The organism is Microcoleus sp. B9-D4, from assembly GCF_036705105.1.
Taxonomy (GTDB): Bacteria; Cyanobacteriota; Cyanobacteriia; order Cyanobacteriales; family Microcoleaceae; genus Microcoleus.
Window position 1 is genome coordinate 108,945 of the sequence record NZ_JAUBTS010000017.1, and the last position, 18,495, is coordinate 127,439.

The following is an 18,495-nucleotide window of genomic DNA, read 5'->3' on the forward strand; positions in this document are numbered from 1 at the left end:
CAAAGGCCTCAATAAACCGGGTTTTTACGACAATACCCAATCACAACCCAAAAACTCCGAAAAAACCCGGTTTCTCAATTTCACCCAAAACCCTCAACCAAAATTCCCCCATCTCAGCTATAATCAAAACCATCCTCTCCATCCCCACAAACCCGCCATGAAACGCTGGCCCGACGGACAACAACTACACGACGGCAAATACATCATCGAAGAATACCTAGGTGGCGGCGGATACGGTGAAACCTACCGCGCTCAAAATCGCCCAGAAGGTAAGTCCGTTGCCATAAAAACTCTGAATATTTTCCAACAATTACAGCCAAATTTTGCCAAAACACAAGGTAAGTTTGTCAACGAAGCACTATCTTTAGCCAAGTGTCGTCACCCTCATATTGTCGAAATTTATGAAGTGTTTCAAGAGAGTGATTTATGGTGCATGGTGATGGAGTTAATCGATGGGATTGATTTGTATACCCATATCAGAGAAAACGGCAGTTTCTCCGAAGCCAAAGCTTTGTCAATAATTCAGCAATTAGGAGATGCCCTGAGTTGCGTACACAAGCAAAACCTGACTCACCGCGATGTTAAACCCGAAAATATCATGCTCAGAAAGAGCGGTATGTCAGCAGTTTTAATTGATTTTGGTTTAGCGCGACAGGCTAATTCATCGGGAAAGTTAATGACTAATAGTGTTACGGGAACCGATTTTTACGCACCCATTGAACTTGCGGAAAAACGCCCTCAACTTGGCCCTTATACTGATGTTTATTCTTTGGCGGCGACGCTGTATAATATGCTAACCGATCAGAAACCGATTCAATCGCCTGGTAGAAAGGTAATAGACGCTTTAATTGCGCCAAAACTATATAATGCTCAGATTAGCGATAGGGTGAATGCGGCGATTATGAAAGGGATGGAGTTGGAACCACCAAATCGCCCGCAGTCGGTGCAGGAATGGTTGGATTTGCTGATACCAAAACCAGTGGTATTGCCATCACCAAAAGCTAGCCCTCAGCCAGCAGAAAAATCTTTTGAAACACCGCTGCCAAAACCAGCGCCTCCTGAGACTACGCGGGTAGTTTCAGCCGTGGGAATGGATTATACAAACTTGCGGAATTTATTGGCAGCTAAAAAGTGGCAAGAAGCCGATCGAGAAACGCGGAGAGTGATGTGGAAGGTGGCGGGTAGGGAGAAAGAAAGATACCTGGATATAAGTAGTATTGATAAATTTCCCTGCGAGGACTTGCGAATCATTGACCAACTTTGGGTACAATATTCTAATGGGCGCTTCGGCTTTAGCGTGCAGAAGCGCATCTTTCAAAGTGTGGGGGGAACTAGGCAATATGATGAGAAAATATGGGAAGCTTTTGGCTATCGGGTAGGCTGGAAAAAAAATTACTCATGGCTGTCCTACAGTGACATCTATTTTTCCGAGCAAGAGAACGCACCGATAGCTCACCTCCCTCTGGGAGTGTTAGTGTACGAGTGTGATGCTGGTTATATACAGATCCGACAGTGGATGGGGTCTCTTTTCTCGCGTCGAGACTTGTAAAGTGTAACATCTAAGCATTACAGGATTTCGTAAAGATTTATTACAGGCAATAAAACCACGAAGCCATGCCCTGTCTACGTTTCCGACGGGGTTGTCGGGACATAACGAGCAAATAATCAAAGTAAAATCAATCTCAGAAACCGGGTTTCTGCGATAATTTATGTATCATCACCCAGATTCAGGAAGAAACCCGGTTTCTACCTTCCCACCAACAGCCTCCAAACTTCATAACTTAGAAACACAATTTGTAGTTTGCATCAACAATCAAGACTATCCAGCATCATTGGAAGTGCGAAAAATCTATCAAATAATCCCGGATAATCGCGCTGGGGAACATCAATTAATCCGAGTCATTGATGAATCTGGCGAAGATTATTTGTATCCAGTTGCATATTTTGTACCCATCGCATTGCCACAAGCCGTAGCCGCCGTATTTGCCTAGTGTAATTTCATAATTACAACAGAAGTAGAGGAAATAGAAATTTTACCAATTATAATTGAATTAATCTAAAATCCAAAATCTAAAATCCAAAATCGATAGATGGCTTACAGTAACTTTTCCCTCAGCGACTTAATCAAACAATTCGGCTTCACTCTCAAAGACAAAAACAACTTATTTGTCAATATTCCCGAAGTCGGATACAGCGAATATCTAGATTTCACCCTCAATTACAACCTCCGAATAGCCAGCGAAATCAACACAGAAAAAGCTCGTTCTGAAATGATTATCACCCCAATATTACTAGAATTGAGGAGAATGCTAGACGATAAAATCAGCTTGTTTTCCGGTAAAGAGTTTAACGTTGACATAGAAAAAGGGCTGAATGGTGCTTGTGATTTTTTAATCAGCCTGTCTGAGTCTCAAATTGTAATTATGGCACCAGTCATTGCGATTGTTGAAGCTAAAAAAGAAGACTTAATCGGCGGTTTGGGGCAGTGTGCAGCGGAGATGTATGCAGCGCAATTGTTTAATCACAAAGAAGGCAATCAAATTCCCATAATTTATGGTGTGATGACATCGGGCACTGTTTGGAGATTTCTTAAGTTAGAAGGTAATGCTTTAGATGTTGATGTTGCTGAGTATTACATTAAAGATGTAGGGAAAATTTTAGGGATTTTATCAAGTTTGCTGAAAGGAATGGCTTGATTGATAATGAGAACCAGACTTACGCACTCCGACCAAAGAAACCGGGTTTTTATTGAATCTTTCGGCTGGAACCAAATATTGCCGTAAAAAACCCGGTTTCTGAACTCCCATGCGTCCTGGAATATCCGCTGTTTGTGTTATGATATATTGAAAAAGCAGATTTTTACTGAGAGGTAAATCGATGACAACATTAGCATTGTCTTTAACCTATACACAACTCCTAGAATTAGTCCAACAACTTCCTAGCGAAAAACAAGCAGAATTATGTGAGTTTTTGCTCAAAAGTAAGTGGGGCTGGTTAAGTAATTTTACTAAAGATAGCGAAGCAAACGCACGAATGGCTTGCTGGAAGCGCGGAAAAGATTGGGATACTATGACTGAAGAAGAACGCGAAGAATTTATTGACGATGTTTTACACGAAGCTTAATGATGCTACCTATAGTCGTATTTGATACGAATATTTTAATCTCTGCCAGTTTATCACAAAGAAGTAACCCCTATCGGTGTCTACAACTTGCCAAGAATGGTTTAGTACAATCCGTGACTTGCAGAGAAATCCTTGATGAATTTCAAGAAAAACTGCTCTCAAAATTTGACTATTCGCCCCAGGATGCTCAATCAACTACTGATAAGGTACTCGATTATTCTCAGCTAGTGAATATCACCAATAGCCTGAAAGGTATGTGTGCCGATCCTGACGATGATATGGTGCTAGAATGTGGTGTAGTTGCAAATGCAAATTATATTGTGACAGGTGATAAACATTTACTATCTTTGGGCGATTATCAAAGTATTATAATTCTCAAAGCTACAGACTTTCTGGCTAGTATACAATAATTCTAAAATGAGAAGCGAACCACAAACATTAAGCAAGGAGACTTAGTAAATGGTATGCGATATTTGCGGAACAGAAGGTGTGCGAATTCGCCGAATTCCCAGAACCTATGGTAAAGGCAAAGATTTGCTAGTTATAGAAAATATTCCCGTAATAAGCTGTCCTCACTGTGGCAGTAGTTACCTAACAGCCGAAACATTGCATGAAATCGACAGAATTAAACGCCAGCGTACAAGTGTAGCGGTAGAACGTTCTGTAGAAGTCGCTAGTTTTGCTTAGCCAATGATTACCTTTACAATCATATATTGAAATGACTTCAAAAGTTACCCTCACCATCACCGCAGGCAATCTCAAAGGCCAAGAATTCACCTTTGACACCCGCACTACTTGCATTATCGGCCGCGCCAAAGATTGCTATCCCAAAATTCCCGACGACGACAAACACCGCACCATCTCCCGCTATCACTGTTTGCTAGATATCAATCCTCCCGATATCCGCGTGCGAGATTTTGGTAGCAAAAATGGGACTTTTGTAAACGGTGAAAAAATCGGTCAGCGAGAATCCCATCAAACTCCCGAAGAAGCTGCTCAAATTCAATTTCTAGAATACGACTTGCAGGGGGGAGATGAATTTACACTTAGCGATACTTCTTTTCGAGTTGCTGTTGCCCTTGACCCGGAAATAGCCAAAAATCTCCAACAACAATCACCCCCAATCATTCCCTCAAATCAAGCCAATCTGTGGGAAATGCTGAAAGCTTTTCTGTTGAAAGCTGTCGGTGGTAAAACTAATATTGGAGTTCTGGGGGATTATGTTTTACTCAAGGAGTTGGGTAAGGGAGGTTTTAGTTTGGTTTATTTGGCGCGACATAAACAAACAAATGAAGAAGTCGCCCTGAAAGTGATGTTACCAAAAGTGGCTGCGAATCAGCGGGCTGTGAATTGGTTTTTGCGGGAAGTTGATAATACTAAATGTTTGAAGCATCCGAATGTGGTAGGATTTAAAGAGTCGGGTTATGCTGATGAAACTTTCTTTTTTACGATGGAATACTGCGAGGGTGGCAGTGTTGTTGATTTGATGGCAAAACGCGGTGTCAGCACTTTGCCGATTGATGAGGCTGTGGCTATTATTGTGCAAGTTTTAGATGGTTTGACTTACACTCATAATGCGGAAATTCCGAATGTGAAATTGGCTGATGGTAGTTTTGCAAAGGGACGGGGTTTGATTCACCGGGATTTGAAGCCAGGGAATATTTTTCTGGCGAATGTGGATGGGAAACAAGTTGCTAAAATTGGGGATTATGGGTTATCAAAAGCTTTTGACCAAGCGGGTTTAAGCGGCCAAACGATGACTGGTAATGTTGTGGGCACGCCGTATTTTATGCCGCGACAGCAAGTGATTGATTATAAGTACGCGCAACCGGATGTTGATGTTTGGGCGGCGGCGGCTTGTTTGTATGTGATGATTACGGGATATTCGCCGCGCAATTTTGTAGGACTAGACCCGTTTCGTGCTGTGTTGGATAATGATGCGGTTCTTATTGGCGATCGCACTTCCTCGATTCCTCAACCGCTAGCCACCGTAATCGATCGCGCTTTAGTTGACAATCCTGAAATTTATTATAAAAGTGCAGCAGATTTTAAACAAGCCTTATTAAACACTATATCATAAATTAATGAATCCACGATTTTTATTGCAGTCTCCCGCAAATAAACCTCGTTGGCTTGTCCTATTTTTATTGGGTTTAATCACGACTTTGGCAATTGCCGTAACAACAGTTTACTTCAAAATGGCGATCGCCCAAACAGCCAATCCGACCTTATCTGTTGATGTGACAGCCGATCGCCATTCCATCAGCCCCGACATCTACGGTGTAAATAAAATTAGCACTTTGAACTGCGGCTTTAGAGTATATAAATATGGTTTTAGGGCAACTTACCCAGCTAATTCTATGACTTTGATGGCTATTCCCAAGGCTAATTCTTAGCGGGAGTTAACTTAACCCACGGAATTCGTCCGCCAGAACCGGAATGATTAAACCGCAGAGGACGCAGAGGACACTGAGGAAGAGAAGAGAGAGATAAATAATTCTGACATTTTTAATCTGAAATTAGACCTGAAGCGTCCACCCGATCGTCCTCAGCATTTGAGTGTGTTAGTGGACAAATACAACTCTCCTGGCCCAGCCACTGCGATCCTACTTGATGCAGGGCTGCCATCACTGGTTGAATTTGGCGACCCTTGGGCGTGAGGGAATATTCGACGCGGGGCGGAATCTCGGCATAAACACGCCGATCGACTAACCCTTGAGATTCCAACTCTCGTAGGCGTTGGGTGAGGGTTTTGGTGCTGATGCCAGGAAGTGCCGCGAGTAATTCGTGGGGACGCCGATCGCCTCCAAACAGTTCGCGTAGAACCAAAATTGACCATTTATTGTCCAACAAGTCTAGCACAAATTGAATCGGACATTTAACCTCTACGCACTGACTCGCTTCCACCATAAACTCCCTGCACAGTTGCCTTCACGATAATTTCCATATTTCTTTAGAAATGGCTCAAGCGTCCTATTGGCTTCAATGCTTTACCTAAAGTAACTATAGGATACCACTGGTAACTGACTTGTGGGCGATCGCGGATTAAGGCAATGTGGTGCACAGTCATCAATTCCGAACAATCCACTCTCCACTCCTATGGTCAGTTCAATTAGTAAATCGGAGTCTGCTGGTCTGCCATCCGGCATTAAAGCACCCGTTCAAGAAACCCTGTTAACACCCCGCTTTTACACCACCAATTTTGATGCCGTTGCCGAAATGGATCTGTCCGGGCAACAAGCGGAATTAGAAGCAGTTGTAGCAGAATTGCGCGCGGACTATAACCGCCACCATTTTGTCCGCAATCAAGAGTTTGAGCAATGCTGGGACAAGATTGATGGCGAAACGCGAAAGGCATTTATTGACTTTTTAGAGCGCTCCTGTACCTCAGAATTTTCGGGTTTTCTGTTGTTCAAAGAACTCTCCCGCAAACTTAAGAATCGCCAACCGTTGTTATCGGAAGCCTTTAGCTTACTGGCACGGGATGAAGCGCGTCATGCCGGTTTCTTGAATAAGGCGATGACGGATTTTGGGTTGTCTCTCGATCTGGGCTATTTAACAAAAAATCGTACCTATACATTCTTCCCTCCAGAATGGGTAATTTATACTGTTTATCTGTCGGAAAAAATTGGCTACTGGCGCTATATTTTGGTGTATCGCCATCTCGAACAACATCCCGAACATCAAATTTATCCCCTGTTTCGCTACTTCGAGAATTGGTGCCAAGACGAAAATCGACATGGGGATTTTTTTAAGGCATTGTTGCGATCGCAGCCTAAGCTTTGGAATAGCTGGAAGGCCAGACTCTGGGCGCGCTTTTTTCTACTGACGGTGTTTGCCACCCACACAATGACGGTGTTGGAACGCTCCACATTTTATGACTCCATCGGCATCGACCCCGATGAATATAACAAGCAGGTGATTCATCACACCAATGAAACGGCAAAACGGGCGTTTCCCAGTATTTTAGATACCCACCATCCAGAATTCTTTCCCCGTTTGGATCGATGTGCGATCGCCAATCAGAAGCTAGCAGAAATCTCAACTAACCAGCGCCCTGCCGCCATCCAATTTTGCCAAAAATTACCCTGGATTGCTGCGATCGTCTGGCAGTTGTTGCGCCTTTATTTACTGCCATCGATTAATGCTGAATCGTCCAGAACCGCTATTAATTAGGAGATATTGCCATGACTAATCTATCGACACGCCTCCGAGAAGGCACGATGCAATCCCACACCACAGCCGAAAATACGGCATTTATGAAATGCTTTATGAAAGGCATTGTGGAACGGGAACCTTTGCGTAAACTATTTGCCGATTTGTACTTTGTTTACAGCGCCTTAGAAACGGCTTTGCAGAGCCATGTCAACCACCCGATTATCGGAACCCTCTATTTCCCTGAGTTAAATCGCACTGAGAATCTGGCTTGCGATCTAGCTTTTTATTACGGTGAAAATTGGCTGGAGGAAATTACGGCTTCGCCAGCGGGTTGTGTGTATCGCGATCGCATTCAAACCCTCTCAGCAACCGATCCAGTCCTGCTGATTGCCCATGCCTACACCCGCTACATGGGTGATTTATCCGGCGGACAAAGCTTGAAAAATGTGATTCGATCGGCGTTGTCTCTGCCGCCGGATCGAGGAACAAATTTCTATGAATTTTCCCAAATCTCGACACCAGAAGCAAGGCGAGTATTTAAGGAACGCTATCGCCAAACCTTTGATGAGTTTCCGGTGGATGCTGACACGATCGAGCGAATTGTCGCCGAAGCAAATACGGCATTTACCCTTAACCAGGATGTAATGCACGAACTCGAAGCCGATGTGAAAGCGGCGATTGGAGACCATACCTTTGATTTGTTAACTCGGCAAGATCGCCCCGGTAGCACAGAAGGCCGCAGCCCTCATGCCAAGCGAGAATCTGTGGCGAAATAACTCGCCCCACGAAAACAAGATCGTATCTCTAAAATATGCCGGGGTTCTGAATTTACACAACAACAGAAGGATACATTAGTTAATGAAACAGTTATCACAAACGGTTGAATTTGATGCTGCATTGTTGAATAAATACAACCAGCCTTTACCTCGCTATACCAGCTATCCACCCGCCACAGAATTAAGCACTGACTTCGATCGCCACGCATTTAAAACCGCGATCGCCGTCGGCAATCACAAACGAACCCCCTTATCGCTTTACTGCCACATCCCCTTTTGCGAAACGCCCTGTTATTTCTGCGGCTGCAATACCATCATCACCCAGCGCAAGGAGGTGGTAGAACCCTATTTAGGCTATCTCGATCGCCAAATTCGCCGGCGTTGCCAGTTTGGTGGAGGCCGATCGGCTGGTGCATCAGTTGCACTGGGGCGGCGGCACGCCCAACTATCTCGATCGCAGTCAGGTAGAGTTTCTCTGGAACCAGTTAAATCGATATTTTCGCTTCGATGACGCGGCAGAAATATCGATCGAAGTCAATCCTAGCTATACAGCACTTTGCGTGACTAAGAGGTACAGTAACAGCAGTGAGCAAAATAATTTCTGATTTGCTTACTTGAACATAATTTAACTCCCAACTCCAAGAGTTTTTCCACTATTTGTACACTTTTAGGTATGAATCTCCTGAGCAATGCCTTTAGTTCCCACCATAAATGTTCTATTGGATTAAATTCTGGTGAGTTGGCGTGATAAATACACTACTCTTGCTCCCACTGCATCGATCATTTCTTCCACCCCTTCTACCTTATGTACTCTCAGATTATCCATTACTACTACCGCTCATGAACACAATTTCGGTGCCAGTCCTTCTTGCACAAACTTCAATAATTCCTCTCCGTTTATCGATTTTCCCATTGTTTTCATCGCGATTACTTTCTTCTGGCTTATTGCCCCAACCACTGTTACCCTACTTCCTCTATAAAATGGCTTTATATCGTAGACTCTTTCTCCCTTCATACTTCTGGCTCTACCCCTCATTATCCCTAGCAATACACCCATTTCATCCAAAAACACGAGATTTTCGGGGGCGACATCCCTGATTTTTCCCCAATATTCTATCCGCTGCTTTTTTGTACTTTCTTTATCGGCTTGGCTGCTGCGTATGGTTTTTTTTTACGGTGAGTTTCTGTTTGTGCAGGAATCTGCACATCGCACTTTCACTCAACCTTACTCCTGTGAAAGTCCTGCCTATACTCACAGTATTCGGCTAACGTGTAATCTGGATGTTCTACTACCATCTCTTTGATCTGTTCTTCCTGACCAAAGAGTTGGCTCGGTTTCCCCCCTTTTGCCTGACGAGGGAGTAATTTTCCTGTCTCTCTTTTTCGTTTGAGTAGTTCCTGTACCGTACTTTTACTTACTTGAAATCTTTCGATTACTTTCCGAACAGAGGTAATTGCCTGCTTCGTAGGTGTTAACGATATTTTGACGCATATCTAGGGAGTAAGGTTTCATTTTTTCTCCTTCTTGTCACCTCTATTATTGTACCTAATCGTTAAGCAAAGTGCTGTAATGATTATATGATGACTGTTCTCAACTCCTTTTGTAAAGCTTGATTGAGATGCTCTTACCCTGGTATAATGATGATTTCAGCCGTTTATCTAAAAACTGTCCAGAGTATTGTTATCATTGTACTTGTGTTTATCTAGGAAGGGTGCGCGTGTTGGGTTTAGGCCACGCTCTACTAGACAGGCACAAAAATTACAGGCAGACTGGACTGGACTAAATGCTGTTTAACTCTTTTGAATTTATTTGTCTGTTTTTGCCCATCACCCTGTGGATATTTTTTGCAATTGGCGGGCGGGGTTGGGAAAGAGGGGCGAACGCTTGGCTTGTGATGGCATCGTTATTTTTCTACGGGTGGTGGAAACCAGCCTATCTAGTCTTGCTGGGTTTCTCGCTGGTGTTTAACTATACCGTAGGAGCCGTTCTCAGCCAGCGCTTCCAAGTACCCGTCAGCCGAAAACTAATGCTGATGCTGGGTTTATGTGTCAATTTGAGCCTCATTAGTTACTATAAATATGCAAATTTTTTCGCGATTAATATAAATGCTGTAGCGGGGACAAATTTCAACCTAAACAACGTTATATTGCCGTTGGGAATTTCTTTTTTCACGTTCGAGCAAATCGCTTTCCTCGTAGATGTTTACCGAGGAACGACCAAAGAACACAGTTTTATAAAATACTGCCTTTTCGTGACATTTTTCCCCCGATTGATAGCAGGTCCGATCATTCTTCACCAAGAAACCATACCGCAATTCAACAAAAAAGAAACCTATCAATTTGATGCAGAAAATCTGGCAGTGGGCCTGACTATTTTTATTACAGGATTGTTTAAAAAAGTAATTTTGGCAGATGGCATAGCCGTCTACGCTACCCCAGTTTTTGAAGCGGCCGCTCGCGGTCAAGGTCTGACATTTTTAGAAGGGTGGAGTGGAGCAATAGCCTACCTATTTCAGCTTTATTTCGATTTTTCAGGCTACTCAGAGATGGCGATCGGCGCAGCTCGGATGTTTGGAATCAAGCTGCCACTCAACTTTAACTCACCTTACAAATCTGCGAATATTATCAAATTTTGGCGGCACTGGCACATGACTCTCTCTCGCTTCTTGAGGGAGTATCTCTACATTCCTCTGGGAGGCAATCGAAAAGGTGAACTTCGCCATCACGCCAATTTGATGATTACGATGCTGCTGGGCGGTCTTTGGCACGGTGCGGGTTGGACATTTGTATTTTGGGGTGGGTTGCATGGAATCTACTTGGTTATAAACCACCAGTGGCATGCCTTCCGGCGATCGCTAGGACATGACCTCAAAAAGATTACCTGGTGGGGTAGTCTACTGGGTTGTTTGGTAACGTTTCTAGCAGTATTAGTATCGTGGGTTTTCTTTAGAGCAGAGAATCTGAAGGCAGCGTTTGCTATTCTAGCATCCATGAGCGGTGCCAATGGTCTTTCACTGTCGAGTACGTTGCCAACAAATATCAAGATGCTGGTTCTACTTGCGCTTGGCGTCTGGTTGCTCCCCAATACTCAGCAGTGGCTGGTTCATTACGATCCAGCCTTCGATAAAGTGACAGCAGATACTCCTTCAGTGTGGGGCGAACGCTTGTGGACAAAGTTGCAATGGCGGCCAGCGCTTTTTCAGAGCTTGTTGCTTAGCCTAATGGCCTTTTTTGCTCTCTTAAAAATGTTTTCTGTTACTCACAGTGAATTCCTATACTTTAATTTTTAGCCATGAACAAAACTTCAGAAAATTTTAGCCGATACAACAAACTAATCGCTCTGAGTCTGACCATATACTTCGGCTTGTTTGTCTTGCTGATGTTCCTTATGGAGGCGCAAAAAATGCTCATTGCACCTCCGTTTATTTCCAGCCTCAGCTTTGACGAAAAACTCAGATATTTTAGGGAAATTAAACCTAAAAATTCTCAAATATTGGCCGTCGGATCTTCTATGACCCTTAATAACATGGATTCGACTTTAATTAAAGATCGAAATGGCGGGCAAATTTCTACCGTCAACTTTGCTTCTTGGGGAGCGCAAATTAGCGACCTACAACCTGTAACAGACTTCTCTATAAAATTAATTGTCAAGCCGAATATAGTTTTAATATTATCATCTCCTGTTGACTTCCGCAATTGTTCGTCGCCAACGACAACCAATAGAAAATATGTCTCTTTCGAGGATTTTAATGAGACAGATGGACTCAACTATATTTCTTCAAATATCCCAGCTTTATACTATCATTTCAAGTATCGAGATTTGTTGAACGCCGTCAATCTTACCAAAGTTTTAGACGTTCGTCAAAAAAGAAATAACAACGATACATACGATTCATTAAAATTTGATTCAGGCGGTTCTATAGTCCTAGAAGTCCCGAAAGAAAATATCCTGCCCAGTCGATGGGAGGGGTCTTTTTGGAAATCAATCAGTATCAGCGATATCTGCTATCAGTCTCTAGAGAAATTCGCCAGTAATCTAGTTCAAAATAACATCAATCTGGTCTTTGTCTTAACGCCCATGAGGGAAGCTTATTTGAATAAATACGATCCGAGCAGGGAAATAATTACTTCTCACAGAGCCCGGTTAACATCTATTTTGAAAAAATACAACGGACTCCTAATAGATGCAAGGAATGATCTGCCGCTAACAGATGAATATTTTGCCGATGCTTTGCACTTAAATAAAAAAGGCGCTCAGTTGTTGACTCGATATATAAGCGAGAAGTTAAATCAGAAATTCAGCGCTCCTTGATTAATTAACATAGCGTTCGATAGCCTCCTTCCAAATTACATAGGCTTCGCCCTTTAAGTGAAGCCCATCAAACGTGTAACTTGTCATCAGTTTGCCGTCCTTAATTAAGAGAGAATATAGGTCTATGTACTCCAATCCAAACTCTTCGGCTGTGGATTTCAATCGGCTATTAAATTCAGTAATATCTGTGTTAGTAAGGGGAGAAAAATAAGTCAAATAAGTCCGAGACAATTTATTAATGGGTAATACGCTTTGAACGAATATTTTCGTTTCGGGCGATTCTTGCTTGATCTGCTTTAGTATTTCCCTGTAATTAGCTAGAGTATCCGTGGCGGATACCCCGGCTAAAAGGTCATTGATTCCAATCATAATAAATATCTTGTGCGGGCGCATTTTAACGATTTGGTTCAGGCGGGCTAAAATCCCGTCTGTTCGATCTCCCGCAAGGCCTCTATTTTTTATTATTGAGTTATGAAAAAATTCAGACCATTCGCACTGCGCGGTAATACTATCGCCTAAAAATATTATTGAAGCCTTGTGATTCGGTAAAAAATTGAACAAATCTTTCCGCTGCAAATAGAAGGCTGAATAGTTGCGTATAGGGCTTTTCAAGCCAACAATAGTGGGTAGTTTAGTTAATATATATGACAGGCAACCTCTTCTATATATAAAAACCGCCATAATTAACAAAATAAGTAAGTTACAGCACTTTGCGTGACTAAGAGGTACAGTAACAGCAGTGAGCAAAATAATTTCTGATTTGCTTACTTGAACATAATTTAACTCCCAACTCCAAGAGTTTTTCCACTATTTGTACACTTTTAGGTATGAATCTCCTGAGCAATGCCTTTAGTTCCCACCATAAATGTTCTATTGGATTAAATTCTGGTGAGTTGGCGTGATAAATACACTACTCTTGCTCCCACTGCATCGATCATTTCTTCCACCCCTTCTACCTTATGTACTCTCAGATTATCCATTACTACTACCGCTCATGAACACAATTTCGGTGCCAGTCCTTCTTGCACAAACTTCAATAATTCCTCTCCGTTTATCGATTTTCCCATTGTTTTCATCGCGATTACTTTCTTCTGGCTTATTGCCCCAACCACTGTTACCCTACTTCCTCTATAAAATGGCTTTATATCGTAGACTCTTTCTCCCTTCATACTTCTGGCTCTACCCCTCATTATCCCTAGCAATACACCCATTTCATCCAAAAACACGAGATTTTCGGGGGCGACATCCCTGATTTTTCCCCAATATTCTATCCGCTGCTTTTTTGTACTTTCTTTATCGGCTTGGCTGCTGCGTATGGTTTTTTTTTACGGTGAGTTTCTGTTTGTGCAGGAATCTGCACATCGCACTTTCACTCAACCTTACTCCTGTGAAAGTCCTGCCTATACTCACAGTATTCGGCTAACGTGTAATCTGGATGTTCTACTACCATCTCTTTGATCTGTTCTTCCTGACCAAAGAGTTGGCTCGGTTTCCCCCCTTTTGCCTGACGAGGGAGTAATTTTCCTGTCTCTCTTTTTCGTTTGAGTAGTTCCTGTACCGTACTTTTACTTACTTGAAATCTTTCGATTACTTTCCGAACAGAGGTAATTGCCTGCTTCGTAGGTGTTAACGATATTTTGACGCATATCTAGGGAGTAAGGTTTCATTTTTTCTCCTTCTTGTCACCTCTATTATTGTACCTAATCGTTAAGCAAAGTGCTGTATCGATCGCGAATATATTCTATTTTTGCGACAATTAGGATTCAATCGGATTAGTTTTGGTATTCAGGATTTTAATCCCATCGTGCAGGAAGCTATCAATCGGGTGCAGCCGGAAGCGATGTTGTTTGATGTGATGGATTGGATGCGGGAAGCTGGGTTTGAAAGTGTCAATGTGGATTTGATTTACGGCTTACCTTTCCAGACACAAGCAACGTTCCAGGAAACAGTAAAGAAGACCTTGCAATTAAATCCAGATCGCATTGCCGTCTTTAATTTTGCCTATGTTCCCTGGCTCAAACCCGTTCAGAAACGAATGCCAGAATCTGCTTTACCGACTGCCGGCGAAAAGCTGAAAATTCTGCAAAGTACGATCGCCCAACTGACGCAAAATGGCTATGTGTTTATTGGTATGGATCACTTTGCCAAGCCTAATGATGAACTAGCTATCGCGCAACAAGCTGGGCAACTACATCGTAATTTTCAGGGTTATACCACTAAGCCCGAATCTGATCTGTTGGGCTTTGGCATGACTTCCATCAGTATGTTGCAGGATGTGTATACCCAAAACCACAAGGGATTGAAAGATTTTTATCGGGCGATCGAGGGGAAGGAATTGCCGATCGAAAGAGGTGTTAGACTTAATCAGGACGATCTGATTCGGCGCACAGTAATTATGGAATTAATGTGTCAATTCCAACTGTCGGTGCAGGATTTGGAAGAAAAATACCATCTCGGCTTCGATCTCGATTTTAATGACTATTTCGCTCATGTTTTGCCACAACTTGATGCCTTAGAAGCCGATGGGTTAATCAAACGTTGGGGCGATGGCATTGAAGTAACTGCGATCGGGCGCTTGCTAATTCGCAATATTGCATCCGTGTTTGATAGCTATCTCATCCCCCACTCAAGCAAACGGTTTTCCAAGTCCCTATGAATCATCGTCATATTTGTTAACTCTGAGATGTTGCACCATTCTCAATTACTTGTTTAGGAACAGGCTTTTCGGCCTGTTCCACAACAAAATTCACTCTTTGTGGAACGGGCATCTTGCCCGTTCTTGAGAATGCTACAAGATGTGAGTTAACTCAGATTTGTTAACATAGTCAGGGACGGATAAATACTTTCATAACCGAGTTGTTGCGTAAATTCTAACCAATTCAACAAGGAAAAATTAATGTTCTGTGAACAATGCGAACAAACAGCAAGCGGACAAGGATGCCATCAGTTTGGTGCTTGTGGGAAAAGTCCCCAGGTGAATGCTATCCAAGATCTGCTGATATATTATCTGCGCGGGTTGGCTCCGATTGCCCTGAAAGCAAAGGAGTTAGACATTGATACCCATGCAGTGGATGTCTTCACCTGCGAAGCGATCTTTGCCACGATGACGAATGTCAACTTTTCCGAAAAGCGGTTTGTTGAGTATCTCCAAGAAGCGATCGCCCATCGCGCCAACCTCAAGGCTCAAGTGCAGCAAACAACAGACACTCCACCCACGTGGGCTGCAATTTCCGACTTTGAACCCAACTTTGAGGAGAGCCTGGTTGAGCAGGGTGAGCTGATTTCCTCTCAGTTCCTCAGTCAGTCTGGCTTGAATGTGGATATTTTCTCACTCAAACTCACAGTGCTATATGGGGTTAAGGGTCTTGCCTCCTACACCTTCCACGCCTACGAAGTGGGACAGGAAGACGAGCGGGTGTATCGTTTCATTTATGAGGCACTTGTCGCCCTCGATAACCAGACTTTGAGCTTGCAGGAGTGGGTGAATCTTGCTCTTGAGGTGGGAGCCATTAATCTGCGCTCTATGGAACTATTGGATGCCGGACATACCGGTACCTATGGGCACCCAATTCCCACGCCTGTTCCCCTCAATCCACGGCAAGGGAAGGCGATTCTGGTTTCAGGACATGACATCAAACAACTCGAAGGCTTACTCAAGCAAACAGCAGACACTGGAATTACTGTTTACACCCACGGCGAACTTCTACCAGCCCACGGCTATCCCAAACTAAAACAGCAGTATCCCCATCTCTACGGTCACTACGGCACTGCTTGGCAGAACCAAACCAAGGATTTTGGCAAGTTCCCCGGTGCGATCGTGATTACGACCAACTGCTTAATGCCAACCCATTCCTATTATGAAGATAAACTCTTTAGCGTTGGCCCCGTCGGCTATCCGGGTCTGATTAACTTGAGTGCGATCGACAATGGCACACCAGATTTTACTCCCGTTATTGAGAAAGCACTGGCACTTCCCGGCTTTACTGAAGATGCACCCGCCAGGGAAGTCACTGTTGGTTTTGCCCACAATACAGTCCTAGGGGTGGCAGATAAAATCATTGAGGCTGTGAAACAGCGTAAAATCCGCCATTTCTTCCTGGTGGGGGGCTGTGATGGAGCCAAACCTGATCGCAACTACTACACCGAGTTCGTAGAAAAAGTGCCTGATGATTGTGTCGTGCTCACCCTAGCTTGCGGTAAGTTTCGCTTCTTCGATCGACAAATGGGCGACATTGACGGACTACCCCGCCTGATGGATGTTGGTCAGTGCAACGATGCCTACTCAGCGATTCAGATTGCTGTAGCCCTAGCCAATGCCTTTGAGGTAGGTGTCAACGATATACCCCTTTCCATGATTCTGTCGTGGTATGAACAAAAGGCAGTAGCCGTCTTGCTAACTCTCTTGCATTTGGGGATTAAAAACATTCGTTTAGGGCCGACATTACCGGCGTTTATTTCTCCCAATGTATTCAAGCTTCTGTCCGAGAAATATAACTTGCAGGCCATTACCACCCCTGATGCCGATCTAGCAGCTTGCTTGAGCCCATTAGCAGTCATTCGCTAAGGAATGAGAATTAAATAACTTAGAATGCGTGATGGTTCTTGTGGGATGGGCGTCCCGCCCGTCCAGAAATGGCGGGCTATAAGCCCAACCCCTACTCCCCACTTTCAAGAGTGTAAATTATTTAATTCGCGATCCTAAGTCTATTCAGAGGGATTCATCTGCGTTAATCTGTGTTTATCTGCGGTGAAAAAAAGAGAATGTATTAACCGCCCCGGACAAGGGATTGACGCAGATTCACGCGCTTGTCGAGAATAGAGATAGGATGGAGATTCATATTCTCAAAGATGGCAGTCGAATTTTTACAGGCTACCGGGGTCAAATGAATCTCGCTGAGTCGGAGTTATGAACCCGATCGCACTAAGCATCGAGCATCCAAGCAATACACTTTTGCATTTGATTGCTCATTGTTTGTCGATCGGCATTATACCTGCGGCCGTGTCCCGGCAACACCCATTCAAACGAGTAATTAGCCAACTTCTGCATAGATTTGATTTGTTCTGGCCAAGAATACCAACAGACATCGTGAAAGCCAACTAGCTGCTGCAAACTTTCCGACCAAGCAAGATGATCGCCGGTGAACAAAAACTTGTTATTGTAAAGCAAAACTGTGTGACCTTTCGTGTGACCTGGCACCGATATAATCAACAAATCATCTGCTAGTTGATACGGTTCGCTGGGCGACAATTGCATTTCTACACGGCAAGTATCAGCGTTAATTTCGTCATAATGAATGATGCGATCGCACCCAAAATGCTCGTGGTATAGTTGATGATCTGCCACATCATCGCCGTGAGTCAAGTACATATAGCGAATGCCGCCCATTGCTTCTATGTTTTTGACTAGCGGCGGCACAAAACGGGGAGAATCAACTAAAATATTGCCATCAGGCCGGACAATTAAATAGCTCGCTGCGGCGTAGGATTTCTCTGAGTGGTAGCCGCAGTGATAGACATTTTCTGCTATGAGTGCGGGTAACAGTTGCTGGGCTTCTTTGATCCTTTTGGGTTTTTCTACAGTCCCTATCGAACTTGTGGGACAAGACAAAAGAGCCGCGAGTGATCGCATTTTTTCAGTTTCATTACTTGGCTGGTGGTAAACAGCAGACTGTTCTCCCGCTTGAGTAAATACTTCAGGTGCCATCCACCGACAAGTATCACAGTCAATGCAGGTACTGTCTACATAAAAGTTACCGTTAATATTCTCAGAACGCCTCCGATTAATGTTAGCCATTTTTCTACCTCTTAATAACCCATATAAATTATGATAACTTACTATAATGACTACCCCCGACATCCCGCCGGGGTTTAGACCCGTCTCACAGACCAAGCCGATTAAAACTCACCTCTGGCACCAATCTCAAGAACGGGCTCTTCGGCCCGTTCCACAAAGAGTAAATTTTCTTGTGGAACAGGCCGAAAAGCCTGTTCATAAAATCCTAATTGAGAATGGTGCAATATCTAAGTTAAAACTCACATCTTACACCAATCTCAAGAACGGGCTCTTCGGCCCGTTCCACAAAAGATAAATTTTCTTGTGGAACAGGCCGAAAAGCCTGTTCCTAA

Annotated in this window: 21 protein-coding genes; 15 read left to right on the forward strand and 6 right to left on the reverse strand. The window is 43.5% G+C overall.

The features are described 5' to 3' along the window. Positions 1-157 precede the first annotated feature (157 nt). From QUB24_RS13060 to QUB24_RS13095, 8 genes are all read left to right on the forward strand, one after another. A complete protein-coding gene (locus QUB24_RS13060; protein ID WP_333153576.1) occupies positions 158-1,549 on the forward strand; it encodes a serine/threonine-protein kinase in 1,392 nt (463 codons plus the stop codon). 160 nt (positions 1,550-1,709) lie between these two features. Beyond that, complete coding sequence (locus tag QUB24_RS13065) at positions 1,710-1,991, forward strand: hypothetical protein (RefSeq protein WP_445300405.1); 282 nt, start codon at positions 1,710-1,712, stop codon at positions 1,989-1,991. Positions 1,992-2,090: 99 nt separating this feature from the next. After that, on the forward strand, positions 2,091-2,696 hold the full coding sequence (locus tag QUB24_RS13070) for a hypothetical protein (RefSeq protein ID WP_333153577.1): 606 nt from the start codon (positions 2,091-2,093) through the stop codon (positions 2,694-2,696). Between the two features lie 181 nt (positions 2,697-2,877). Then, positions 2,878-3,123: a hypothetical protein gene (locus QUB24_RS13075; protein WP_333153578.1), complete on the forward strand. Its 246-nt coding sequence runs from the start codon at positions 2,878-2,880 to the stop codon at positions 3,121-3,123. Beyond that, a complete protein-coding gene (locus tag QUB24_RS13080; RefSeq protein WP_333153579.1) occupies positions 3,123-3,533 on the forward strand; it encodes a putative toxin-antitoxin system toxin component, PIN family in 411 nt (136 codons plus the stop codon). Before QUB24_RS13075 ends, QUB24_RS13080 begins: the two co-directional genes overlap by 1 nt. 49 nt (positions 3,534-3,582) lie before the next feature. Beyond that, positions 3,583-3,810 carry a type II toxin-antitoxin system MqsA family antitoxin gene (locus QUB24_RS13085; protein WP_333153580.1) on the forward strand — a complete coding sequence of 76 codons (228 nt, stop codon included), beginning with the start codon at positions 3,583-3,585 and terminating at the stop codon, positions 3,808-3,810. 31 nt (positions 3,811-3,841) lie between these two features. Next, a complete protein-coding gene (locus QUB24_RS13090) occupies positions 3,842-5,203 on the forward strand; it encodes a protein kinase domain-containing protein (RefSeq protein WP_333153581.1) in 1,362 nt (453 codons plus the stop codon). Between the two features lie 4 nt (positions 5,204-5,207). Then, complete coding sequence (locus QUB24_RS13095) at positions 5,208-5,519, forward strand: hypothetical protein (protein ID WP_333153582.1); 312 nt, start codon at positions 5,208-5,210, stop codon at positions 5,517-5,519. 112 nt (positions 5,520-5,631) lie between these two features. Here the strand turns inward: QUB24_RS13095 and QUB24_RS13100 are convergent, their stop codons facing one another. Both QUB24_RS13100 and QUB24_RS13105 read right to left on the reverse strand, forming a co-directional pair. After that, a complete protein-coding gene (locus QUB24_RS13100; protein ID WP_333153583.1) occupies positions 5,632-6,033 on the reverse strand; it encodes a helix-turn-helix domain-containing protein in 402 nt (133 codons plus the stop codon). Positions 6,034-6,076: 43 nt separating this feature from the next. Beyond that, on the reverse strand, positions 6,077-6,211 hold the full coding sequence (locus QUB24_RS13105; RefSeq protein ID WP_333143296.1) for a hypothetical protein: 135 nt from the start codon (positions 6,209-6,211) through the stop codon (positions 6,077-6,079). A gap of 11 nt (positions 6,212-6,222) precedes the next feature. Between QUB24_RS13105 and acsF the strand changes: the two genes are divergently transcribed. The 3 genes from acsF to QUB24_RS13120 all read left to right on the forward strand — a co-directional run bounded on the left by acsF (position 6,223) and on the right by QUB24_RS13120 (position 8,568). Continuing rightward, positions 6,223-7,299, forward strand: coding sequence for a magnesium-protoporphyrin IX monomethyl ester (oxidative) cyclase (gene acsF / locus QUB24_RS13110; protein ID WP_333153584.1), 1,077 nt, complete (start codon positions 6,223-6,225; stop codon positions 7,297-7,299). Positions 7,300-7,310: 11 nt separating this feature from the next. Beyond that, the gene (locus QUB24_RS13115) at positions 7,311-8,057 is read left to right on the forward strand and encodes a heme oxygenase (biliverdin-producing) (RefSeq protein WP_333153585.1); all 747 of its coding nucleotides are present in this window, start codon (positions 7,311-7,313) and stop codon (positions 8,055-8,057) included. Between the two features lie 82 nt (positions 8,058-8,139). Further along, complete coding sequence (locus QUB24_RS13120; protein WP_333153587.1) at positions 8,140-8,568, forward strand: hypothetical protein; 429 nt, start codon at positions 8,140-8,142, stop codon at positions 8,566-8,568. A 327-nt stretch (positions 8,569-8,895) separates the two neighbouring features. Here the strand turns inward: QUB24_RS13120 and QUB24_RS33610 are convergent, their stop codons facing one another. Beyond that, positions 8,896-9,114 carry a hypothetical protein gene (locus tag QUB24_RS33610; protein WP_445300407.1) on the reverse strand — a complete coding sequence of 73 codons (219 nt, stop codon included), beginning with the start codon at positions 9,112-9,114 and terminating at the stop codon, positions 8,896-8,898. A 727-nt stretch (positions 9,115-9,841) separates the two neighbouring features. Here QUB24_RS33610 and QUB24_RS13125 point away from each other — a divergent pair. Continuing rightward, a complete protein-coding gene (locus tag QUB24_RS13125; protein ID WP_333153588.1) occupies positions 9,842-11,347 on the forward strand; it encodes an MBOAT family protein in 1,506 nt (501 codons plus the stop codon). 2 nt (positions 11,348-11,349) lie between these two features. Continuing rightward, the gene (locus QUB24_RS13130) at positions 11,350-12,369 is read left to right on the forward strand and encodes a DUF1574 family protein (protein WP_333153589.1); all 1,020 of its coding nucleotides are present in this window, start codon (positions 11,350-11,352) and stop codon (positions 12,367-12,369) included. On the opposite strand, the gene QUB24_RS13135 is transcribed toward QUB24_RS13130, so the two are convergent. Continuing rightward, positions 12,370-13,050, reverse strand: coding sequence for a GDSL-type esterase/lipase family protein (locus QUB24_RS13135; RefSeq protein ID WP_333153590.1), 681 nt, complete (start codon positions 13,048-13,050; stop codon positions 12,370-12,372). 311 nt (positions 13,051-13,361) lie between these two features. Next, a complete protein-coding gene (locus tag QUB24_RS33615) occupies positions 13,362-13,580 on the reverse strand; it encodes a hypothetical protein (protein WP_445300407.1) in 219 nt (72 codons plus the stop codon). A 512-nt stretch (positions 13,581-14,092) separates the two neighbouring features. Between QUB24_RS33615 and hemN the strand changes: the two genes are divergently transcribed. Together hemN and hcp are read left to right on the forward strand one after the other, a co-directional pair. After that, on the forward strand, positions 14,093-15,025 hold the full coding sequence (hemN, locus tag QUB24_RS13140) for an oxygen-independent coproporphyrinogen III oxidase (RefSeq protein WP_333153595.1): 933 nt from the start codon (positions 14,093-14,095) through the stop codon (positions 15,023-15,025). Positions 15,026-15,265: 240 nt separating this feature from the next. Beyond that, positions 15,266-16,933 carry a hydroxylamine reductase gene (gene hcp, locus QUB24_RS13145; RefSeq protein ID WP_333153591.1) on the forward strand — a complete coding sequence of 556 codons (1,668 nt, stop codon included), beginning with the start codon at positions 15,266-15,268 and terminating at the stop codon, positions 16,931-16,933. 357 nt (positions 16,934-17,290) lie between these two features. Here the strand turns inward: hcp and QUB24_RS13150 are convergent, their stop codons facing one another. Continuing rightward, positions 17,291-18,163, reverse strand: coding sequence for an MBL fold metallo-hydrolase (locus QUB24_RS13150; RefSeq protein WP_333153592.1), 873 nt, complete (start codon positions 18,161-18,163; stop codon positions 17,291-17,293). Positions 18,164-18,495: the final 332 nt, after the last annotated feature.